This is a genomic window from Aminobacter sp. P9b (assembly GCF_045345995.1).
Lineage (GTDB): Bacteria > Pseudomonadota > Alphaproteobacteria > Rhizobiales > Rhizobiaceae > Aminobacter > Aminobacter niigataensis.
Genome location: NZ_CP150082.1, coordinates 474129 through 496106, shown reverse-complemented (window position 1 = coordinate 496106; position 21978 = coordinate 474129). Strand labels below are relative to the sequence as shown.

Annotated in this window: 24 protein-coding genes and 1 tRNA gene; 18 read left to right on the top strand and 7 right to left on the bottom strand. The window is 63.2% G+C overall.

Translation table 11 applies throughout. From position 1 onward, the window contains the following. Position 1 precedes the first annotated feature (1 nt). A complete protein-coding gene (locus WHT83_RS02555) occupies positions 2-832 on the top strand; it encodes a hypothetical protein (protein WP_406872876.1) in 831 nt (276 codons plus the stop codon). An 88-nt stretch (positions 833-920) separates the two neighbouring features. On the opposite strand, the gene WHT83_RS02550 is transcribed toward WHT83_RS02555, so the two are convergent. Next, positions 921-1010: transfer RNA gene (locus tag WHT83_RS02550), tRNA-Ser, on the bottom strand. A gap of 477 nt (positions 1011-1487) precedes the next feature. Between WHT83_RS02550 and rplU the strand changes: the two genes are divergently transcribed. The 3 genes from rplU (at position 1488) to WHT83_RS02535 (ending at position 2923) form a co-directional block, all read left to right on the top strand. Then, a complete protein-coding gene (rplU, locus tag WHT83_RS02545; RefSeq protein WP_108606441.1) occupies positions 1488-1919 on the top strand; it encodes a 50S ribosomal protein L21 in 432 nt (143 codons plus the stop codon). 25 nt (positions 1920-1944) lie between these two features. After that, entirely contained in the window at positions 1945-2214 is a 270-nt protein-coding gene (rpmA, locus tag WHT83_RS02540; protein WP_108606442.1) for a 50S ribosomal protein L27, read from the top strand. Positions 2215-2335: 121 nt separating this feature from the next. Further along, on the top strand, positions 2336-2923 hold the full coding sequence (locus WHT83_RS02535; protein ID WP_406872875.1) for a GNAT family N-acetyltransferase: 588 nt from the start codon (positions 2336-2338) through the stop codon (positions 2921-2923). Between the two features lie 8 nt (positions 2924-2931). On the opposite strand, the gene WHT83_RS02530 is transcribed toward WHT83_RS02535, so the two are convergent. Beyond that, positions 2932-3792, bottom strand: coding sequence for an endonuclease/exonuclease/phosphatase family protein (locus tag WHT83_RS02530; RefSeq protein ID WP_406872874.1), 861 nt, complete (start codon positions 3790-3792; stop codon positions 2932-2934). A gap of 114 nt (positions 3793-3906) precedes the next feature. Between WHT83_RS02530 and obgE the strand changes: the two genes are divergently transcribed. From obgE to WHT83_RS02510, 4 genes are all read left to right on the top strand, one after another. Then, the gene (gene obgE, locus WHT83_RS02525) at positions 3907-4944 is read left to right on the top strand and encodes a GTPase ObgE (RefSeq protein ID WP_108606445.1); all 1038 of its coding nucleotides are present in this window, start codon (positions 3907-3909) and stop codon (positions 4942-4944) included. Between the two features lie 16 nt (positions 4945-4960). Beyond that, a complete protein-coding gene (proB, locus tag WHT83_RS02520; protein ID WP_406873912.1) occupies positions 4961-6103 on the top strand; it encodes a glutamate 5-kinase in 1143 nt (380 codons plus the stop codon). Between the two features lie 3 nt (positions 6104-6106). Beyond that, entirely contained in the window at positions 6107-7387 is a 1281-nt protein-coding gene (locus WHT83_RS02515; protein ID WP_406872873.1) for a glutamate-5-semialdehyde dehydrogenase, read from the top strand. Positions 7388-7479: 92 nt separating this feature from the next. Next, a complete protein-coding gene (locus WHT83_RS02510; protein WP_406872872.1) occupies positions 7480-8127 on the top strand; it encodes a nicotinate-nucleotide adenylyltransferase in 648 nt (215 codons plus the stop codon). A gap of 2 nt (positions 8128-8129) precedes the next feature. Here WHT83_RS02510 and WHT83_RS02505 read toward each other — a convergent pair whose 3' ends face one another. Further along, a complete protein-coding gene (locus WHT83_RS02505; protein ID WP_406872871.1) occupies positions 8130-9125 on the bottom strand; it encodes an MBL fold metallo-hydrolase in 996 nt (331 codons plus the stop codon). A 135-nt stretch (positions 9126-9260) separates the two neighbouring features. Then, the gene (locus WHT83_RS02500) at positions 9261-10091 is read right to left on the bottom strand and encodes an effector binding domain-containing protein (protein WP_406872870.1); all 831 of its coding nucleotides are present in this window, start codon (positions 10089-10091) and stop codon (positions 9261-9263) included. A 210-nt stretch (positions 10092-10301) separates the two neighbouring features. Here WHT83_RS02500 and WHT83_RS02495 point away from each other — a divergent pair, with 210 nt between their 5' ends. The 10 genes from WHT83_RS02495 (at position 10302) to WHT83_RS02450 (ending at position 19853) form a co-directional block, all read left to right on the top strand. Then, on the top strand, positions 10302-11552 hold the full coding sequence (locus tag WHT83_RS02495; protein ID WP_406872869.1) for an MFS transporter: 1251 nt from the start codon (positions 10302-10304) through the stop codon (positions 11550-11552). A gap of 169 nt (positions 11553-11721) precedes the next feature. Next, entirely contained in the window at positions 11722-12099 is a 378-nt protein-coding gene (gene rsfS / locus WHT83_RS02490; protein ID WP_108606451.1) for a ribosome silencing factor, read from the top strand. 17 nt (positions 12100-12116) lie between these two features. Next, positions 12117-12599 (top strand): 23S rRNA (pseudouridine(1915)-N(3))-methyltransferase RlmH, encoded by a 483-nt coding sequence (rlmH, locus tag WHT83_RS02485; RefSeq protein ID WP_108606452.1) that lies wholly within the window; start codon positions 12117-12119, stop codon positions 12597-12599. A gap of 122 nt (positions 12600-12721) precedes the next feature. Continuing rightward, positions 12722-14041 carry a murein hydrolase activator EnvC family protein gene (locus tag WHT83_RS02480; RefSeq protein WP_406872868.1) on the top strand — a complete coding sequence of 440 codons (1320 nt, stop codon included), beginning with the start codon at positions 12722-12724 and terminating at the stop codon, positions 14039-14041. Position 14042: 1 nt separating this feature from the next. Continuing rightward, positions 14043-15371, top strand: coding sequence for a S41 family peptidase (locus WHT83_RS02475; RefSeq protein WP_406872867.1), 1329 nt, complete (start codon positions 14043-14045; stop codon positions 15369-15371). Positions 15372-15474: 103 nt separating this feature from the next. Continuing rightward, positions 15475-16626, top strand: a complete 1152-nt coding sequence (locus WHT83_RS02470; RefSeq protein WP_406872866.1) for a divergent polysaccharide deacetylase family protein — start codon at positions 15475-15477, stop codon at positions 16624-16626. A gap of 6 nt (positions 16627-16632) precedes the next feature. Continuing rightward, complete coding sequence (locus tag WHT83_RS02465) at positions 16633-17151, top strand: RNA pyrophosphohydrolase (RefSeq protein ID WP_406872865.1); 519 nt, start codon at positions 16633-16635, stop codon at positions 17149-17151. A 285-nt stretch (positions 17152-17436) separates the two neighbouring features. Continuing rightward, a complete protein-coding gene (rnk, locus tag WHT83_RS02460; RefSeq protein WP_055974756.1) occupies positions 17437-17865 on the top strand; it encodes a nucleoside diphosphate kinase regulator in 429 nt (142 codons plus the stop codon). Positions 17866-17933: 68 nt separating this feature from the next. Next, positions 17934-18476 (top strand): nucleoside-diphosphate kinase, encoded by a 543-nt coding sequence (locus tag WHT83_RS02455; protein WP_406872864.1) that lies wholly within the window; start codon positions 17934-17936, stop codon positions 18474-18476. A gap of 120 nt (positions 18477-18596) precedes the next feature. Then, positions 18597-19853, top strand: coding sequence for a D-amino acid dehydrogenase (locus WHT83_RS02450; protein ID WP_406872863.1), 1257 nt, complete (start codon positions 18597-18599; stop codon positions 19851-19853). A gap of 4 nt (positions 19854-19857) precedes the next feature. Here the strand turns inward: WHT83_RS02450 and WHT83_RS02445 are convergent, their stop codons facing one another. From WHT83_RS02445 to WHT83_RS02435, 3 genes are all read right to left on the bottom strand, one after another. Then, positions 19858-20259 carry a VOC family protein gene (locus WHT83_RS02445; RefSeq protein ID WP_318763455.1) on the bottom strand — a complete coding sequence of 134 codons (402 nt, stop codon included), beginning with the start codon at positions 20257-20259 and terminating at the stop codon, positions 19858-19860. Positions 20260-20264: 5 nt separating this feature from the next. Continuing rightward, positions 20265-20870 (bottom strand): transcriptional regulator, encoded by a 606-nt coding sequence (locus WHT83_RS02440; protein WP_406872862.1) that lies wholly within the window; start codon positions 20868-20870, stop codon positions 20265-20267. 185 nt (positions 20871-21055) lie between these two features. After that, positions 21056-21937 carry a LysR family transcriptional regulator gene (locus tag WHT83_RS02435; protein WP_108606461.1) on the bottom strand — a complete coding sequence of 294 codons (882 nt, stop codon included), beginning with the start codon at positions 21935-21937 and terminating at the stop codon, positions 21056-21058. Positions 21938-21978: the final 41 nt, after the last annotated feature.

The following is a 21978-nucleotide window of genomic DNA, read 5'->3' as shown; positions in this document are numbered from 1 at the left end:
GATGCCGGACCGCGAGCTTCTAGAGACCTTTCCGTTGTTTAGGAAGAAAAGGGTCGAAAAACCCTATTCCATGGGTCAGATCAAAAAGCCGACAATAAAGCGGCATTGCCCTGAGTGCGCTTCAGAGCAAACCTTTGTTATGACAAATAACTATTGGGACATTGTTGGCCAAAACTCTACAATGGAAGTTCACAGTCGACCTTATAGACTTATGTACCGATGCGTTGGTTGTCAGGAATTTGAGGTCTACTTCATCGTAATGTTCGTTGATGACGGCGCGGCAGTAATTAAGATCGGTCAGTACCCGCCCTGGGATGTCTCCGGCGATGCCGCAGTAGAAAAGCTCCTGGGGGATCACAAGCAATATCTTAGGCGAGCACTGATTTCGGAGTCGCAGGGGTACGGGATAGGAGCCTTCGCATACTACCGGCGAATAGTGGAAGAAATCATAGATGAACTTTTGAGCGAGATTGCCGACCTGATCGCGGTCGACGAGCGCACTCATTACCTTGAGGTGCTGGAGCAAGCTGCAAAGACGCGCATTACTGCGGAGAAAATAGAGCTTGTGAAAGACCTGCTTCCACCGATCCTCCGACCGGATGGTATGAACCCACTAAAGACTCTCCACGAAACGCTAAGTGAAGGTCTCCATGCTGAGACCGATGAGCGCTGCCTAGAGTTGTCGATGGAGGTCCGTGCAATATTGATCTTTCTCGCTACGCAGGTCGCGATAACTAAGGGCGCTGCGAAGTCATTCACGGCAAGCATGCGCACGCTGCTCGACAAGAAGGCCGGAAGGGCTGCGGCGACACTAAAGGCGGGAGTGGAATAAATTTTGGGACACAGCGCTGGGACACAATCCAAATCGGCCGTTCCACTAAGTTACTGATTGTGCAGATTTATCAGGCGTTTTGAGGCGATGGCGGAGAGGGAGGGATTCGAACCCCCGATGGGCTTGCACCCATGCCGCATTTCGAGTGCGGTGCATTCGACCACTCTGCCACCTCTCCGCGGTCGTGATCGGCCGTTGCCGGCGCGGCGCACTAGATAGCGGCTCATCGCCTGTCGCACAAGGCCAAATATGACTGTCGTCGCGCGTCTTTTCCGGTGGCTCCGAATTGGCCCGCAAGACGCTGCGTCAGATGTCCGGGCAATCTGGCGACAGTGGCGGCGTAAGTCGGTCTAAAGTCTCGCCCGCACCGGTTCCAGGGGTGCCCGGTTGGCTTGTTCCTTGCGGTTCGAGCGCGTATCCAAAAGGTGGCATTCTCGGTGATGCCATATCGGGATCAGCCGTGCTATGCCGCCGGAGGGCCATTTTCCGGCCTGTTTGCCTTGACTCGATAGCAACCTTCGGTTACGGGACGCCCTGCATTCGGCGTGGAGGATTCTCTGCGCCGTTTGTTTTGAACCCGTAACGACTGACAAAAAGACGGCCGGGACCGCTTCAAGTGGTTCAACAAGGTCGACCGAACAGCGAAAGGCATAAAATGTTCGCAGTCATCAAAACGGGCGGCAAGCAGTATCGCGTTGCCGCCAATGATGTGATCAAGATCGAGAAGCTCGTCGGCGTCGCTGGCGATACCGTTGAATTCGTCGAAGTGCTCGCCGTCGGCGAAGGCGACAACGCAGAGATCGGCGCGCCCTTCGTGGCCGGCGCCGTGGTGACGGCGGAAGTGGTCGAGCAGGGCCGCGCCAAGACCGTCATCGCCTTCAAGAAGCGTCGTCGCCAGAACTCGCGCCGTTCGCGCGGCCATCGCCAGCACCTGACCACTGTCCGGATCGCCGAGATCCTGACGGGCGGTGCGAAGCCTTCGAAGAAGGCGGCAGCCAAGATCGATGCCGTGGCCGAAGACGCCGCAGAGAAGCCCGCGAAGAAGGCAGCGCCGAAAAAGGCTGCAGCCGTCGCGGAATCAGAGTAATCAGAGCGACTGAAGGAGAACATCCATGGCACATAAAAAAGCTGGCGGTTCGTCGCGCAACGGTCGCGATTCAGAATCCAAGCGCCTTGGCGTCAAGAAGTTCGGCAGCGAAGCCGTGATTCCCGGCAACATTATCGTTCGTCAACGCGGCACCACCTGGCATCCCGGCGTCAACGTCGGCATGGGCAAGGATCACACCCTTTTTGCGCTCGAAGCCGGCGCCGTGACCTTCAATAAAAAAGCCAATGGCCGAACCTACGTATCGGTTAATCCGATTCTCAAGGCCGCGGAGTAGCCGGTTCCGCACTACAACACCGGCGCCCCATCTCGGGAACCGGTGTCTGGCCAAGCCAGGAAAAGGATCAGGGGAGATGGGTCGCCATCTCCCCTTTTTCATTTCCTGGAGGATATTTGACATGGTTGCCGAGAAGGACGACGTCGAAGACGAAAGACTGTCGATCGACTGCCCGATACTGCTGACCGAACGGCTGGTGCTGCGGCCGCCGCACGAGGACGACGTCCCCGAGCTGGTGCAGCTTGCCGACAACCGGCATGTCGCCGAAATGCTGTCGCGCATGCCGCACCCCTATGGTGAAGCCGAAGCGCGTGCCTTCCTGTCGATGGCGCGCGGCCAGCGCGGTGGCGTGGTCTATGCGATCACGCTTGCCGACACCGGTGCCTTCGTCGGTTCGGCCGGGCTCAACTACACCGACCGCGGCCTCGAACTCGGCTACTGGATCGGCGAACCCTACTGGAAGCATGGCTACGCCACCGAGGCGGCGCACGCGCTGGTCGATCTCGCCTTCCGTGCGACCGGCGTCAACGTGCTCAACGTCTCGTGCCGGGTCATCAATCCGGCGTCGCGCCGCGTCATCCACAAGTGCGGCTTCCAGTATGCCGGGCAGGGCATGCTGAACTCGATCGTCGCCGGCCAGGTGCCGGTCGAGCGCTACCGCCTCGACCGCAAGACCTGGGCGAGCCTCAGGTCGTGGGCGCGCAGCTGAGGTGAGCGCTAGGCCAGTTCGAGCCACACCGGCTGGTGGTCGGAGCCTTGCGCATCTTTGTCGATGCGGATGGATTTGACCCTGGCGGCGAGCCCGGCCTGGACGAAGGCGTAGTCGATGAGGCGGGATTTTTCCGGATGGGTCGTGTCGGTCCAGGAGACCGATCCGTCCGGAACGCCGCCTGCCAGCGCATAGGCGTCGACAGGGTGGTGGGCGACGATCTGGGCGCCCTCCACCGGGTCGGGCGCGCCGGCCATGACGACATGCTCGGGTGAGCTGGGGACCATGTTGAAGTCGCCCATCAATATGAATTCTTCCGGGCAGGGGAGCTCGGGGAAGCCATATTCGACAGCGCCCGAGATGGCGCCGCCTTCCATTGGATAGGCGTAGACCCGCTCCTTGAGGTGGCGGATCTGCGCAACCCTCTCTTCGAGATTGACGTGGTCGAGATGCACCGAATAGACGCGCAACGGACCGGACGGCGCCATGACGAGCGCTTCCAGCGCCGCGCGCTGCAGGTTGCCGCGGCTCAAGCGCCGGCTGCGCGGCAGAAGCAGGTTGCGCGACGCCACGATCGGCCAGCGCGACAGCACCATGTTGCCGAACTGCAGCCGTTTGTTTGCCGGCTTGCCGTCGTCGCCGACCATGCCGAAGTCGATGTCCATGGCGACGCCGTAAACATGAAAGTAGTCGGGCAGCAGCCTTGCCAACCCTTCGACCATGTCGGCGCCATTGTTGCGCATGAAATTGCGGGTCACCTCCTGCAGCGCGACGATGTCGGCACCTTCGACCACGGCGGCAATGCGCCCGAGGTCGTAGCGTCCGTCGCGACCGACACCATATTGGGTGTTGTAGGTGACCAGTTTCATCTACTTCCTTTCCGTGCGCGGCTCCGCGCCCAATCCGCTCTCGCCCTTCGCCGCGCCTTGCGCTATGGCAAGTGCGCTGAAACAACGAAATAGCAGCAGAAGACGAAGAGTCCGATGAAATTTCTCGATCAGGCCAAGGTTTACATCCGCTCCGGCAATGGCGGCGCGGGCGCAGTGTCGTTCCGGCGCGAAAAATTCATCGAATTCGGTGGCCCGGACGGCGGCGACGGCGGCCGTGGTGGCGATGTCTGGCTGGAGGTGGTGGACGGTCTGAACACGCTGATCGACTATCGCTACCAGCAGCATTTCAAGGCGCAGACCGGCGTGCACGGCATGGGCCGCAACATGACCGGCGCCAAGGGCTCCGACATCATCCTGAAGGTGCCCGTCGGCACGCAGGTCTATGAAGAAGACAATGAGACGCTGATCTGCGACCTGACCCAGGTCGGCCAGCGCTACCTGCTGGCCAAGGGCGGCAATGGCGGCTTCGGCAACCAGCACTTCAAGACCTCGACCAACCAGGCGCCGCGGCGTGCCAATCCCGGCCTTGAAGGCCAGGAGATGTGGGTCTGGCTCAGGCTCAAGCTGATCGCCGATGCAGGCCTCGTCGGCCTGCCCAATGCCGGCAAGTCGACCTTCCTCGCTTCCGTCACCGCGGCCAAGCCCAAGATCGCCGACTATCCGTTCACCACGCTGCATCCGGGCCTCGGAGTCGCGCGCATCGACGCGCGCGAGTTCGTCATCGCCGACATTCCCGGCCTGATCGAGGGCGCCCATGAGGGTGTCGGCATCGGCGACCGCTTCCTCGGCCATGTCGAGCGCACGCGCGTGCTGCTGCATCTGGTTTCGGCGCAGGAAGAAAACCCGGGCAAGGCCTACAAGGTGGTGCGCGGCGAGCTTGAGGCCTATGGCCATGGGCTGACCGACAAGATCGAGATCGTGGCGCTTTCCCAGGTCGACACGCTCGACCCGGACGAGCGCAAGAAGAAGATCGCTTCGCTGAAGCGCGCTGCCGGCCGCGCACCGATCCTGCTGTCGGCGGTCACGCGCGAGGGCGTCGAGGAGACGCTGCGGGCGCTGATGAGCGTCGTCGAGGAAGCCCGCCTGGCAAGCGGCGATGTCGCACCTTCTGATGCGCGCTGGACGAAATAGGCCGACCGACATGACGATCCCTTCGCTGCGGACCTACAAGCGCATCACCGTCAAGATCGGCTCAGCGCTGCTGGTTGACCGTTCGACCGGCCTCAAACGCGAATGGCTGGCCTCGATGGCTGATGACATTGCGACGCTTGCAGAACGAGGCGCCGACGTGCTGGTGGTGTCCTCGGGCGCCATCGCGCTAGGCCGTACCATACTGGGCCTCGGCAAGCGGGCGCTGAAGCTCGAGGAGAGCCAGGCGGCGGCGGCCGTCGGCCAGATCGCACTGTCCAGCGCATGGGCGGAAGAGCTCGGGCGCAAGGGGCTGAAGTCGGGCCAGATCCTGGTGACGCTCGGCGACACCGAGGAACGCCGGCGCTATCTCAATGCACGCGCCACCATCTCGACGCTGCTCAAGATGAAGGCCGTGCCCGTCATCAACGAGAACGACACGGTCGCCACCACCGAGATCCGCTACGGCGACAACGACCGGCTGGCTGCACGCATGGCGACCATGATGGGCGCCGACCTGCTGGTGCTTTTGTCCGACATCGACGGGCTCTACACCGCGCCGCCGGCGCATGATCCGAACGCCAGGTTCATTCCGGTCGTCGATCGCATCACGCCCGACATCGAGGCGATGGCCGGTGCCGCAGCCTCCGAGCTGTCGCGCGGCGGCATGCGCACCAAGCTCGACGCCGGCAAGATCGCCACCGCCGCAGGCACGGCGATGATCATCACCGCCGGCACGCGGCTGTCGCCGCTGATGGCGATCGAGCGCGGCGAGCGCGCCACCTATTTCCGCCCGAGCGGCAATCCGGTGAAGGGTTACAAGACCTGGATCGCAGGCCAGCTCGAGCCGGCAGGCCGACTGACGGTCGATGCCGGTGCTGTTGGTGCGCTATTGTCCGGAAAGTCGCTGCTGCCGGCGGGCGTGAAGCTGGTCAGCGGTAATTTCTCGCGCGGCGATACGGTGGCCATCCTGGCGCCCGAGGGGCGCGAGATCGCGCGCGGGCTGGTTGCCTATGACGCAGCGGATGCCGTAAGGATCGCTGGACTGAAAACGGCGGAAATCGAAACCGTGCTTGGCTACGAGGCGCGTTCTGCGATGGTCCATCGCGACGATCTCGTTGTCAGCCACGCGGATGCGGTTGTGGTGCAAGCGGAAGGGTAGGACATGCTGAAGGCGCATGAGAGCGGAGATACGACGCGGCTGATGACTGAGATCGGGCGCAAGGCCCGTGCTGCCGCCCGCCCACTCGCCATCGCCAGTGCCGAACGCAAGCATGCCGCCCTGATCGGCATGGCCGACGCTATCCTGCGCCGTCAGGAGGACATCCTCGACGCCAACGCCATCGACGTGAAGAATGGCGAGGAGGCCGGGCTGAGCGGCTCGTTCATGGACCGGCTGAAGCTGACGCCGGGCCGTATTCGCGACATGGCCGACGGCATCCGCGCCATTGCCGACCTCAGGGATCCCGTCGGCGAAGTGATTGCTGAATGGGACCGCCCCAACGGGCTGCATATCGAGCGCGTGCGCACGCCGCTCGGCGTCATCGGCGTGATCTACGAGAGCCGTCCCAACGTGACTGCCGATGCCGGCGCGCTCTGCCTCAAGGCCGGCAATGCGGTAATCCTGCGCGGCGGCTCGGATTCGCTCAATTCGTCGCTGGCGATCCATGCCTGCCTGGTCGAGGGGCTGAAGGCGGCCAAGCTGCCCGAGGATGCGATCCAGTTGGTGCCGGTGGCAGACCGTGCCGCGGTCGGCGAGATACTGAAGGGCCTGTCGGGCAATCTCGACGTCATCATCCCGCGCGGCGGCAAGAGCCTTGTCGAGCGCGTCCAGAACGAGGCGCGGGTGCCGGTGTTCGCCCATCTCGAAGGCATCTGCCATCTCTACATCGACAAGTCGGCCAAGCTCGACATGGCGGTGGGCATTGCCGTCAACGCCAAGATGCGGCGCACCGGCATTTGCGGCGCGGCCGAGACCCTGCTTGTCGATCGCGCGGTTGCCGCGACCCATCTGGTGCCGGTGCTGGAAGCGCTGCGCAAGGCGGGTTGCGAAATCCATGCCGACGAGGAGGTCCTGGCTGCTTTCAATGATGCCAAGCCGGCGACCGATGCAGATTGGGTGACCGAGTATCTCGACGCCATCATCTCGGTGAAGCTTGTCGACGGCGTTGCCGGCGCCATCGAGCATATCGAGACGTTTTCCTCGCACCACACCGAGGCGCTCGTCGCCGAGGATGCCAAGGCCGTGGAGCGCTTCTTCAACGAAATCGACTCGGCGATCCTGCTGCACAACGCCTCGACGCAGTTCGCCGACGGCGGCGAGTTCGGCATGGGTGCCGAGATCGGCATCGCCACCGGCAAGATGCATGCGCGAGGGCCGGTCGGCGTCGAGCAGCTGACCTCGTTCAAGTACCGCGTGCGCGGCACCGGCCAGCTCAGGCCGTGACGGAAAGCATCGGGCTGGTGTGACGGCTTTGCGCGCAATCACCCCCCTCTGCCCTGCCGGGCATCTCCCCCTCAAGGGGGGCGCCTAGCATCATGCTCTCCCCCCTGGAGCCGCCAGTTCCCCAAAAATACCTGCGCATGCCGCATGCGATGAAGGGCATGCAGGTCGGGCTGTTCGGCGGCTCGTTCAATCCGCCGCATGCCGGCCATGGCCTCGTCGCCGAAATCGCCATGCGCCGCCTGCAGCTCGACCAGCTGTGGTGGATCGTCACCCCGGGCAATCCGCTGAAAAGCACGCGCGAACTTGCGCCGCTGGCAAGGCGGATCGAACTGTCGGAGCAGATCGCCAAAGACCCGCGCATCAAGGTCACCGCCTTCGAGGCGAGGCACAATGTGCGCTACACCGCCGACACGCTGGCGCTGATCAAGGCGCGAAATCCGGGCGTCGATTTCGTCTGGATCATGGGGGCCGACAATCTGCGCGATTTCCACCGCTGGCAGCGCTGGCGGCAGATCGTCATGACCTTTCCGATCGCGGTCATCGACCGGCCGGGGGCGACGCTGTCGTTCCTGTCGTCGGCGGTCGCCAAGACCTTCGACTATGCGCGCGTGGACGAGGGCGACGCGCCACGCCTGGCGCGAATGAAGGCCCCGGCCTGGACCTTCATCCACGGGCCGCGTTCGCTGCTGTCGTCGACGGCGCTGCGGAACGGCACGGCCAAGGACAAGCCTAGGTCTTGACCCTAGTCCCGGAGGGTCGGCAGCGGCCGATCCTTGTAGTACTCTTGGAGACTCTCCAGATTGGACTGGTGGACGTGCCTATAAGGCTCCCACACGCTTATCCATCCCTTCGTAAGGGACTCCTCGACAGCCGTCTCCAGCGGCATCGTTAGAAAATCGGCGTCCTTGGCTCTCAGAGTCATATTCCGCAGGTAGATTTTCGTGGCGTCGATCAGAGTGTCGTCGTAACCGCCCTTCTCGATTACGTCGATGTTCCCATGGTTGGGGTAGATGCGGGCGATCCCGAATTGCTTCAATGCTTCGAGATTGTCGATCTGAGCGGGCACGCTAGCTGGCGTAGAAATATACACCAGCGTGTCCTCCATAGTATCTCCGGCAAGTAGGATCTTGTCGGCAGGAAGGAAGGCCACCAGGCTGTCCGGCGTATGTATGTCGACATTGTGAAGTTCGACCTTCACGTCGCCGACCATGACTTCCATCTTTCCTTCGAACACCTTGTTGGGAAGAACGAGGGGCAGGATAGCGGGCGGCCCCCAGAGATTTCCGCTTTCGATGGCCGCCCGCTTTTCAAGGAGGCTCTCCAGCGTCCCCTTGCTCGCGATGATGGGGGCATTCGCATATGTGCCGTTACCGCCGATATGATCGAGATGGTAGTGGCTGTTCACGACGGTGATCCGCTTGATTCCCATCTGCTCAAGATGGTCGCGAACCCATTTCGACTGCTGCATGGTCGGAAACGTATCCCACACCAGGGCTTCGTCACCGCGATAGATCGCATAGGTCGCTACGCCGAGATCCATGGACCCGCTGTCAGCCCAATTCTCAGTTCCTCCAGTTTTGGGTGGCGTCGACGGTCTGCCATCGTAGAACGCCAACATGTAGTCCGTCACCTTGATGACACGGATATCCGAGTTGATCTGTGCATTCGCCGTTCCGGCGGCAAGTGCCGCACCGAACAAAAGAATGCCCAGCAGTTTTCGCAGTTCCGGTAACAACATTTCTCCCCCACTCCCTCACGTTCGCGCAGCCAGACAGCACAAGTCATGCTTTCTCCCAGCAAGGAGACATGAATTTCCGTCAGGTCGGCCAGTTAAGTGATCTCGATATGTGATCACAATAGACGGCGTTGTCAACTAAGTCTTGATCGGGATCCAGAGCTCGTAGCCGCCATGACCCGTCTCCGGGTCGAAGCTCTCGGGGTAGAGCTCGAAGTTCGGGCCGTCGGCGGCCTGATGTCCGGAACTTGGTAGCCACTTGCTCCAGACGGTGTGGGTGATGCGCCGGATCATCGAGATGTGGTCGGTGGTGGCGAACACGGCATAGCGCTGCGGCGCGATGCGGAGGCGGCCGTATTCCGACGTCAGGCCGGAGAAGTCGGAGACCTCGACGCCGGCGATGTATTCGAAACTGTCGTCGTCGAAATTGCAGCAGACGCCGTAGCCGACCATGCCCTTCTGGCCGGGAACGCTGCCGAAATGCGGTCCGAAACGCTGCCACAGCGCAGGTATGCCGTGGCTCGTTTCGCTGGTGTAGCGCTCACTGAAGCCGGCGATGAGCAAGGCGCCGCCGTCGACAAAGCGCGACGGGGCAAGGTTTTCGACAAAGGTTTCGTCCATCTTGAGATGCTCCACATATTCGGGTTGGGGAACGGTGCCATTGGCGCGCACGTCCTCGGGCGTCTGCCCGAAGCGGTCGCGGAAGGCCCGGGTGAACGCCTCGTGCGAGCCGTAACCGGCGTCGAGCGCGACCGCCAATATGTCGGGCGCTCCCTTGGCCAGCGAAAGCGCCGCGTCGGTCAGGCGGCGGGCCCTGATGTAGCCCATGATCGAATGGCCGGTGGCGGCCCCGAAGGCGCGGGACATGTGAAAGCGCGAGACACCCCCGATGGCGGCTATCTCGTCGAGCCCGATGTCGCTGGAATAGTGGCTTTCGATGAACCAGATGGCTTTCTGAACAGGGGTCATTGGTCTTTCCGGCACAAGGATGCCCCCGATATGCCCGCTTGCGGGGCGGTCCATTTGATCGCGCTTGCTGCCAGCGCTCTTTTTGCGCCGATGTCGATGGCAAAACGCGGGCCGCCGGCCTTTGATCCAGCCCGCTATATCGGCCAAGCCAGCGCCGTCCATGTCGCAATTGCAGCTGCGTAAATGCCACAGGCAGGCGAGACTTGGTACATGGATCAGCGGGACGATGTTGCGGTTGCGGTAGATGAGGGCGAACAGACGCCGGCCATAGCCGTTGCCGGCGTGATCCTGGCGATGGCGCTGGTTGCCGTCGGCAACGGGCTGATGTTCGGTTACATTCCCATCAGCCTCGGAGCGGCGGGTTATGCGCCGACCTGGGCAGGCTCGATCCTGACCGGCCTGTCGGCCGGCGGTCTCGCCGGCTGCCTGCTCACCGGCATGCTGGTCCGCCGCGTCGGCCATGCAAGGGCCTACATGGTGTTTTCCGCGCTGATTGTGCTGTCCAACGTGGCGATAGGGGCGGGCACATATCCTGTCGTTTGGATCGCGGCGCGGGTGCTCTACGGCTTTGCCATATGCGGACTGTTCATCGTCGCGCAGAGTTGGCTCAACGATGCCGTGGGCAACAACATTCGCGGCCGGGTCATGGCGATCTTCTATGTCGCCTACGTCGTCGGCCTGGGCGTCGGTTCGTTCCTGCTGCGCTTCGTCGACATCTCTGGCGCAGATGCGGCGCTGCTTGGCATCGCCTTCAATGCGATTTCCATCCTGCCGGTGGGGCTCACACGCCTGCGCCAGCCGCCGGCGCCGCAGGCGGCTTCGGTCGCCCTGGCCCGTGCCTGGCGCATCTCGCCCGTCGGCGTCGCCGGCATGCTGGCCGTCGGCGGCGTGTCGATGCTGGTCACCGGTTTCGCACCGATCCATGCGACGGCCAGCGGCTTCAGCCAGCAGGAGGTGGCGACGCTGTTGTTTGCCATGCCGCTCGGCACGCTGTTGTTCCAGATCCCGTTCGGCTGGATTTCCGACCGCACCGACCGGCGTCATGTTCTGGTGGCAGCCGGACTGCTGGTGGTGATCGGCGGCCTTGCCGCAAGCCGTTTCGACGGTAGCGCCCTGCCGATCATGGTTGCGATCTATGTCGTGTGGAGTGGAGCGAGCGAATCAATCTATTCGCTGTCGAGCGCGCATGCCAGCGACCGGGCCCACAAGGACGACCTGGTGGCGCTGTCGAGCAGCATGCTGTTCGCCTGGTCGCTGTCAGGTTTCGTCGTGCCCGGCCTTGGCACCGTGCTGACCGCGATCTACGGCACCCAGGCCTTCATGCACGTGGCGGTCGTGATAGCTGCCTTGTTCACGGCGTTCGTCCTGTGGCGGCTCCGCATCAGCCGCGCCGTACCGGCGGGTGAAGCGGGCAGCTTTTCGCCGATGTCCGCGCAGTTGCCGCCGTCTGTCGATCCGTAGGGAAAGTGGTGCACGGCCGGCCTTGGGAGATCAACTTGTTGGCCCTTGTCTTGAAACTGTACCCCAACTCTGCCTATCTAACTGGTGTTACCCGAGTTCAGGGTGATTTGGTTGTTCCTGTCGGAAAGGAAAGACACTGAGAACAGCACTTCGGAAGAGGGCGGAAATCCTGCCTTCGCCGGCCGGGATAGGCGAAATCGACGCCGTTGCCCGCGCCATCAAGACAGTCCTTGCCAGTCTGGAAGACTCCAAGGCCGAAGACATCGTCTCCATCGACATTCAGGGGAAATCGAGTCTGGGCGACTACATGGTCGTAGCCTCGGGCCGGTCGCACCGTCATGTCGCGGCGGTAGCCGATCATCTCCTCAAGGCGCTGAAGGATGCCGGTCTCGGCACGCCCCGCGTCGAGGGCATGTCGGGCGCCGACTGGGTGCTCATCGATTCCGGTGATGTCATCGTGCACGTCTTCCGGCCCGAGATCCGCGAGTTCTACAACATCGAAAAGATGTGGCAGGCACCGGATCTCGAGGAAGAAACGGTTCATTGAACCGTTAGACGACAGGGATGAAGGTCGCGATACATGCCGTGGGCCGGATGAAAGCCGGCCCCGAGAAGGAGCTTGCCGACCGCTATCTCGACCGGTTCTCGAAAAGCGGCGGGCCGCTTGGCCTCGATTTTTCAGGGGTCGCCGAGATTGCCGAAAGCCGGGCGCAGAATGTCGACGAACGGCGGCGTGAGGAAGCCGACAGGCTGCGCGCCCAGATGGTGTCCGGAACGGCACTGATCCTGCTCGACGAGCGCGGCAAGAACCTCTCATCACAACAATTCGCCGACAAGATCGCATCGCTGCGCGATGGCGGCCAGCGCGGGCTGATGATCGCCATCGGTGGCCCAGACGGTCATGACGAGGCGCTGCGCAACGAGGCGCAAATGCTGATCTCGTTCGGTGCCGCCACCTGGCCGCACCAGATGGTGCGCATCATGCTCGGCGAGCAGCTCTATCGCGCCGCGACCATTCTTTCAGGGCATCCGTACCATCGCGCTTGAGTGCCCGGAATTCGACAAAATGGCGGGGCAAAAGTCCACATGCGGTCGCGCCCGGCAAACATGGTTGATGGTTCGTTAACGATGCCGCCGCTAAGGTCGCAGACATAGAACCGGATCATCGCATGGCGCGGAATTTTCCCCTGAAGGCGTGGCTTCAGCCATGCCGCGGCATCGTCGCGGCGGGCTGGATTGCGCTCGCCTGCGGGGCCGCGTCCGCCCAGATGGGGCCGCCCTTGCCCGACCCGGACAGGACGCGATCGGAACTCGAAAACCTGTCGCGCGACATCCAGGTTTCGTCCGAACGTCGCGAGAAGCTGGCAGCCGAAATCGCCCAGGTGAAAAAGGACCACGCCTCGATCACCGCGGTGCTCATCCAGTCGGCCAAGACCGAACGCAAGCTTTCGCAGGACATCGAGGACATCGCCGGCAAGTTCGAAGGGCTGAAGGAGCAGGAGGCAGGCATCCGCACTTCGCTCAACATGCGCAAATCCGTGCTGGCCGAGGTGCTCGGCGCGTTGCAGCGCATGGGGCTCAATCCGCCGCCAGCGATCCTGGTCAAGCCGGAGGATGCATTGTCATCGGTGCGCAGCGCCATCTTGCTCGGCGCGGTGGTGCCTGAACTGCGATCCGAGACCGAGATCCTGATGGCCGACCTCAGGGAATTGTCGCGGGTCGTGACCTCGATCGAAGGCGAGCGCGACCGCCTGACCACAGCGATGACTGCGCAAGCCGGCGAAAAGGCGCGACTCGATCTGCTGCTCGAAGCCAAGAGCCGGCTGCGCTCGAATACCGAGACTGCACTTGCCGAAGAATCCAAAAATGCAGCCCAACTGGCCGCGCGCGCCGACAGTCTCAAAGATTTGATCGCTTCGCTCGACAAGCTGGCGGCCAAGAAAGCAGCCGATGCGGAGGCCGCGAGGAAGGCTGCCGAAGAGGCGGCAAAAGCTGCAAACGAACCGGTCGTCGCGGCAGTGCCGGAAGCCAACCAACTTGTTGCTTCCGCTCCATTTTCCGTTCTTCAAGGGCAAGTTTCGCTACCGGTCACGGGACGCATCAAGCGCCGCTTTGGCGCCGACGACGGCATCGGCGGAACCATGCTTGGGGACATGGTTGCGACACAATCGGGCGCCATCGTGACCGCTCCGGCGGATGGAAGCGTTCTTTATGCGGGGCCTTTCCGCTCCTATGGTCAACTCTTGATCCTCAATGCCGGCGACGGCTATCATGTCGTCCTGGCGGGGATGAGCAGAATCACCGTTGCGCCGGGTCAGTCCGTACTAGCTGGCGAACCGATCGGTGCGATGGGAGAGGCGAGGGTGGCGAGCACCTCTGCCTCTGACAATGCGAATGCGACGCCGGAACTCTATGTCGAGTTCCGCAAGGATGGAAAACCCGTCGATCCGACCCCGTGGTGGGCGGACCGCACCTCTGGAAGGACATGAAATGATGCGTAAACTGTCGCTTCTGCTTGCCGGGGCGCTGATGGGAGCCACGGCCATGGGCCTGGTGTATGGTGCGCCAGGCTCGACGGCAAACGCGGCAGGTTCGGAAACCTACCGCCAGCTCGCCATCTTCGGCGACATCTTCGAACGCGTGCGCGGCCAGTATGTGACCCCGCCGGACGAGAAGTCGCTGATCGAGAATGCCATCAACGGCATGCTGACGTCGCTCGACCCGCATTCATCGTATCTCAACGCCGAAGCGGCCAAGGACATGCGTGTCCAGACCAAGGGCGAATTCGGCGGCCTCGGCATCGAGGTGACGATGGAGAACGAACTCGTCAAGGTCATCACCCCGATCGACGACACCCCCGCCGCCAAGGCGGGCGTGCTGGCCGGCGACTTCATCTCCAAGATCGATGGCGAGGAAGTTCGCGGCCTGACGCTGAACGACGCGGTCGAGAAGATGCGCGGACTGGTCAATACGCCGATCAAGCTGACGATCCTGCGCGAAGGCGCCGACAAGCCGATCGAGATTTCGATCATGCGCGACGTCATCAAGGTCAAGGCGGTCAAGTTCCGCGTCGACAATGATGTCGGCTACATGAAAATCACCTCGTTTACCGAGAAGACGTTCGACGACCTGCAGAATGCCATCGAGCAGATCAAGAAGCAGGTGCCGGGCGACAAGCTCAAGGGCTACGTGCTCGACCTCCGCCTCAACCCGGGCGGTCTGCTCGACCAGGCGGTCAGCGTCTCCGACACATTCCTCGACCGCGGCGAGATCGTCTCGACGCGTGGTCGCGATCCGAAGGACATCACGCGCTTCGATTCGCGTGCCGGAGACGACATCGACGGCAAGCCGCTGATCGTTCTGGTCAACGGCGGTTCGGCGAGTGCTTCGGAAATCGTGGCGGGCGCGTTGCAGGACCACCGCCGGGCAACCGTGGTGGGCACGCAGTCCTTCGGCAAGGGGTCGGTGCAGACCATCATACCGCTGGCCGAGAACGGTGCGCTCCGCCTTACCACGGCGCTCTATTACACGCCGTCGGGCAAGTCGATCCAGGGCAAGGGCATCACGCCCGACATCAAGGTCGATCAGCCGCTGCCGGCCGACCTGCAGGGTCGCGACGTGACCCGCGGCGAATCGGAGCTCAAGGGCCACATCAAGGGTGCCGAGGAGAGCGATACCGGTTCGGGTTCGGCTGCCTATGTGCCGCCGGAGCCGAAGGACGATCTTCAGCTCAACTATGCGCTCGAGCTGCTCCGCGGCCAGAAGACCGATCCGGCATTCCCGCCGAATCCGGACAAGGCCGTGATGAACAACCAGTAAGCAATGGCCAGCGAAAAGCTGGCCTGCGTAGCTGGGCAATGCGATGCTGCCGGGACCGCAAGGTTCCGGCAGTTTGATTCGGGGGCTAGCCGCAGGGCACGGCGTGGTAAAGAACGACAAGGAAATCGACCGTCCGCTCGGACAGACGCCAGGGCGTCGTTCCGGAGGTGTGCGTGCGCCCCGGCTGCGCAAGGGGCCGGTTGTCGCCGGGATTTGCCTGCTGGCGGTCGTCGCGGCTTCGGCGGCTATCGCGCTGCGCGACAAGCCGTTTCGGGCGCCCGAGGTTGTTGCCGTGGCCAAGCCGGAGGCGGTTTCAGTCCCGGTCGAGGCGTTGGCGGCGAAGCCATCGAACCCAGCCTCCAACGGCGGCCCGGCGATCATCAAGGTCAATCCAACCGAAGGCGGTGGCGCCATCGTCATTCGCGACCCGTCGGCGGTGGGGCAGAACCCGCGGATGGCGCACCTTCCCGACAAGGCGCTGATCGAAGACAGCGCGACCGGGCCGTTGCCCATCCGCGCGGCCGACGGCCGGCGGGCGTTCGACGTCTATGCGGGGGCGTGGTCTGGCGCGCGCGGCGCACGGGTGGCGATCGTCATCGGCGGGCTCGGCCTGTCGCAGACCGGAACGCAAGAAGCGATCGGCAAGCTGCCGCCCGAGGTGACGCTGGGGTTTGCGCCGCAAGGCAACAGCCTTGGACGCTGGATGCAGACGGCGCGGCGCGAGGGCCACGAGATCGTCATGCAGGTGCCGCTCGAGCCGTTCGATTTTCCTAACGTCAATCCCGGTCGCAATACGCTGACCGTCGACGCGAGCGCCGACGAAAACCTCAAGAACCTGCGCTGGACGCTGTCGCGGACGACCAATTATACCGCCGTGATGAGCTATATGGGCGCGCGTTTTTCGACGAGCCCCGAAGCAATGGGCCTGCTGATGGCGGAACTCGGCAAGCGCGGCATCGGCTATGTCGACGACGGCTCGTCGGCGCGCAGCCTGGCGCCCGAGCAGGCGTTGAAGAACGGGGTTCCGTTCGCGGCAGGAGACGCAGTCATCGATGCCGTTCAGGATCGCGGCGCGATCCTGAGCAAGCTCGACGAACTGGAGCGGACAGCCCGCGCCAAGGGCTTTGCCATCGGCACGGGCAACGCTTTCGATGTCACCGTCGAAGCGGTGGCGTCATGGGCTAGCGAGGCGCGCAAGCGTGGCATCGAGATCGTGCCGATCTCGGCGGTCGCGAACGATCCGGAACGAGGATAGGAAGTGATGTCGAAGAACAAGATCGCTCCGGAGGATCTGCCTTACCGCCCTTGCGTCGGCATCATGGTGTTGAATGCCAAGGGCCTGGTCTGGGCAGGGCGCCGCATTGCCGAGCCCGACAGCGAACTGTCCGATACCAACCAGCTCTGGCAGATGCCGCAAGGCGGTATCGACAAGGGCGAGGAGCCCTATCCGGCAGCCACGCGCGAGCTCTACGAGGAAACCGGCATGCGCAGCGTCACGCTGCTCGCCGAGGCTCCTGAGTGGATCAACTACGACCTGCCGCCGCATCTCCTGGGCGTTGCGTTCAAGGGCAAATATCGTGGCCAGACGCAAAAATGGTTTGCCTTCCGCTTCGAGGGCCATGAGAACGAGATCGCCATCGACCCACCTCCGGGAGGGCATTCTGCCGAGTTCGACCGCTGGGCATGGAAGCCGATGGTCGAGTTGCCGGAGCTGATCGTGCCGTTCAAGCGCAGGGTCTATGACGAGGTCGTGGCGGCGTTCAGGCACCTCGTGGCATAGCCCCGCGGCCGCTGCCCTTGACAAGCCGTGCCGGGTCAGCGACCCTTCACGCATGTGCACCATCGCTCATATCGGCAGTTTTGCCCTGTTTCGGGTCTGCCCCATCGCGGGATCCTAGCCCCGGCTCGGTCGCCATGCGACTTCCGAGCCCTTGGGGCACATTCTTCAACGCATAAATCATGAGCAACGAACCGCATTGCGGTTCGGCTTGAACATTTAGGTAGTCCGTTCCGCGGACGACCGGTTGCGCGCGTTCGTATCGAAGCGCTGGCCGGGTGAGTATCCATGAGGCTTCCATTGCGCCAGAACATCAAGCAGCGTCGCGAGCACGAGATCGTGCTGAGCGAAAGCGACCACGCCAAGCTGACCGGGCTTGCCGAATCCAGCCTCGACCGGCTGCCCGAAATTGCCGAGGAACTGCTCTCGGAAATGGATCGGGCCAAGATCAAGCCGCTCAGCCGCATCCCGGCCAATGTCATCCGCATGGGCTCGAAGGTGACGTTCCGCAGTGGCGACGGCGAGGTCAAGACAGTCACGCTGGTCTATCCTGGCAAGGCCGATATCGCCGAGGGCAAAGTGTCCATCCTGACCCCGGTCGGTGCAGCATTGATCGGCCTGCGCGAGGGCCAGTCGGTTGCCTGGACCTCCAGGGCCGGCCGCCGCCTCGAGATCGAGATCGTTTCGGTGGAAGCACCAGTCGAAGGCGTCAACTGACCGCCCGTCCAACCCAGTTCCGAACTGTGCGAGTGCAGGGCCGATGGCAGCACTTGCGGAGACACGCCATGACCGAATGTCAGTTGACGACCAAGGACTTCGCCATCGTGAAAACGATGCTCGACCGCCTGGCCTGGTCGGGTGGCCCGCTCGTTGCGCTGCTGCGTCGCAAGCTCGCTTCGGCGCAGGTGGTGTTCTCCAACGAAGCGGACGCCGACGTGGTGACGCTGAACAGCCGAGTCACCTTCAGCGTCGACGGTGGCGCGCCTCACACCCGCATCGTGGCGCATGGGCCGATGGATGGCATGGTCGGCCAGATCATTCCGATCACCGTGCCGCGCGGCCTGGCCCTGCTTGGCTTGCGCAAGGGCCAGTCGATTTCGGTCGATTGCGGCCGCGGCGCGACCGAGACCATCCGGGTCGACGAGATCCATTATCAGCCGGAAGCGGCCCGCCCGGCAATCACGGCGCCGGAAGTCGACCCCGATACATCCATCCGTCGCTTCCCGGTGCTGGTGTTCAGCGCCGATGCGTCACAAACACTTGGCGCGCAGAAAAAAATCCGGCACAGCTCCAGCAATGGCGATGATCCAGGCCCTTCGGCGGCTTGAGGAGGCGCCCCCTACCGCATTGCGCATCCCCAAGCTGCGCAACAACGCTGTAGGATCTTGTGTTTGTGCATGGTCCCCTCCGAAAATCTGATATCGGAAGGACAAGCACCTGGGGGCGCAATGAAGGTCATAGTCGTCGGCGGCGGCGTCATCGGGGTGACGACTGCCTATTATCTTGCCGAGGCGGGGCATGAAGTGGTCGTCTGCGATCGACAGAAGGCGCCGGCGCAGGAGACCAGCTTTGCAAATTCGGGCGAGATTTCGTCCGGCTACGCCTCTCCTTTGGCTGCCCCCGGCGTGCCGCTCAAGGCGCTCAAATGGCTCGCCATGAAGGATGGGCCATTCTCCTTCCGGCCGAAATTCGATCCCAAGATGTGGTTGTGGCTGGCGAGGATGCTGCGCAACTGCACGGCGGCTCGCTATGCCGCCAACAAGGCGATTATGATGCCGCTCGCCGAATACAGCCGCGACATGCTACGGGTGCTGCGCGAAGGTACCGACATCTCCTACGACGAGCGTAGCCAAGGCACGTTGCAGCTGTTTCGCACCCAGCAACAGCTCGACGCCATTGCCTCCGGTGTCGCGGTGCTCGACAAGTTTGAAGTGCCTTACGAAATTCTCGATGCGGCGGGCTGCATCGCGGCCGAACCGGGCCTGGCCGGAGGGCATCAGAAGATAGCCGGCGGCCTGCGGCTGGCTGATGACGAGACCGGCGATTGCCGGCTGTTCACAGAGCGCCTTGCGGAGCTTTGCGCGCAACGCGGTGTCGTCTTCCGGTTCGGCAATGGCGTCCACTCGCTGGACCATAGGGATGGCCGGGTCCGGCAGATCGGCTGTACCGACGGCCACATTCGGGCCGACGCCGTGGTGCTGGCCACCGGCAGCTATACGGAACGTTTCATGCGCAAGCTGCATCAGCGTGTGCCTATCTATCCGCTCAAGGGCTACTCATTGACCGTTCCGGTCGCGGACGCGGAAAGTGCTCCGGTTTCAACGGTCATCGACGAAACTTACAAGGTTGCCATCACCCGGCTCGGCGATCGCATCCGCATCGGTGGCACGGTGGAGATGTCGGGCTTCGACCTGACCTTGTATGAATCGCGTCGCGCCCCACTCGAACGGTCGCTGCGCGAACTGTTTCCGGGCGCAGGCGATCTGCGCGAGGCGCATTTCTGGTGCGGCTTGCGGCCGATGACACCTGACGGGCCGCCCATTGTCGGCCGGACCAAGCTGACGAACCTCTACATCAATTCCGGCCACGGCATGCTTGGCTGGACGATGGCCTGCGGCTCGGGGAAAATCCTGGCCGACATGATCTCCGGTCGCGAGCCGGAGATCGACGTCAGGGGCCTCGGCCCCGAGCGCTATTGGGCCTGAGTTTTCACGCGACCTTCTTCAGCGAGCGCGGCACTTCCGTCGTCTGGTACATCGAGATGACGTGGCCGTCAGGATCGGCGAATTCGGACGACCAGCCGCCCGGCGCATGACTCACCGGGGTGACGATGGTCACGCCCTTGCCGGCCAGCGACGAGACGATGTCGTCGATGCCGCCGTCGGCGATTTCGAAGACGATGATGGGGGAGTTGCCCGGGTGCGATTCCATCTTGAAGAAGATGAGGTCGACGCCGTTGACGGTGCTTGCGATGAGCCAGTCGCCCTCGCCCTCTCCGTCGCCCTCCATGCGCTGGACATCCAGCCCCATGACGTCGCGGTAGAAGGCCTCGGTCCTGTCGATATCCGAGACGTAGTAGCAGATGTTGCCGAGTTTGCGTTTGCCGAACATTTTGGTCACTCCGTGATTTCGGTTGCACGTCTGTTGAGTTGCCGTGGCATAGGGTTTTGTGAGGTGCCGATCACAAAAAGATGCCCGTCGGGGTCGTGGCTTGCGAGCAGGGCGCCTGGTTGCTTCGTGATCGCCAGCAAGGAGCGCCGGATGCTTCCGAAGGCGAGCGCCCCGGCCAGGCCGGGGATTTCCGCAATGGGATCGCCACCAAAGGCCAGCCAGCGCCGCCGGATTTCGGCGATGCGCTGGCGAAGTGCCGGGTCGGCAAGGCGCTGCAGCCAGGCGATTTCCTGCCGCGTGTGACCGGTCAGGGCCAGCAGCGTCGTCGTGCGCAGGCTGGGCGGCAAGGTTGCCACGAAACGCACAGGCACGGTTTCGGGACTGGTCGGTTCGCAACTGCCGGCAGCAAACGGCGCCTCGCGCTTTCGGCGCCGCACGGTCGAACGCGCATCGAAGGCAGCGCGGCGCCGCAGCGCGCCTTCCAGCCAGCGTCGGTTCTCGATCTTCGACAGGTCGGTGCGCCCCGCTTCGAGCGCCGCGACAAGGACCGTTTGAAGCAGATCCTCAGCCTCGTCGGCGCGTCGTGTGGCGCGCCGGGCCTTGCGCAGCAATTCTGCGTAGGGGCGGGGCAGCAAATCGGGTTCCTCGTATGGAATGCGTGCATGATCCTTTCCGAAAATCGGAACCGATTTTCGGAAAGGATCATGCACATTTCAAAAATGCCACAGCGTCCTTTGCGCGTCCAATTGGACGCGGCGCTGTAGTGTTAGCGGATGTGCGAGATTGTCGGAAGGGACTAGATGAAAAGGGCCCGTTCGCGCTCCACCGCCTTGGTGATGAAGCCCGCCACCGTCTGGATGCGGCGCAGCGGCCGCACGGACTCGTGGTAGACCAGCCAGTAGGCGCGGCGGATCGGTGCGATGGCCGTCACCGGTACGATCTCGGCAATCGTGCGGGCAATGAAGGTGTGCAGGATGCCGATGCCGGCGCCGGAACGCACGGCCTCGACCTGTCCGAGCGCGGACGAAATCGAAAAGGCGGACTCCCACGAAGGGCTGAACTCGGCGGCATAGTCCAGCGACGGGCTGACCACGAGATCCGGCACGTAGCCGATCAGGCGGTGGGCTGAAAGCTCTTCGCGCGAGGTGGGCAGGCCGTGTTCTTCGACATAGGCGCGCGAGGCAAATAGGCCGAGCGAATAGTCGACGAGTTTGGCTGCCACCAGCCTGCCTTCGCTGGGCCGCTCGGTGGTGATGGCGATATCGGCTTCGCGTCGCGACAGCGAAAAGGTCCTCGGAACCGGTACCAGCTGGATGCGCAGGTCGGCGTGCTGGGCCGTCAGCGCGCCCAGGCGCTGCGCCAGGAAGGCGACGCCAAAGCCGTCGGGGGCGCCGATACGCACGGTGCCCGACACCTCGTCGCCTTCGCCTGAAATCTCGGCGCGGGCGGTCAGCATGTCGGCTTCCATGCGCTCGGCGACTTCGAGGAAGCGTTCGCCCGCCGGCGTCAGTTCGCTGCCGGTGGTCAGCCGCCGGAACAGCTTTGTCTTCAACGCCTCCTCGAGCGCCGCCACGCGACGCGAAACCGTTGCGTGGTTGAGCTCCAGGCGGCGCGCAGCACCCAAGATCTGGCCGGAGCGGGCGACAGCGAGGAAGATGCGTACGTCGTCCCAGTTCATCGGCGGTTCCCATGGTGAAGGCGAGGAAGGCTGCAGTCCGT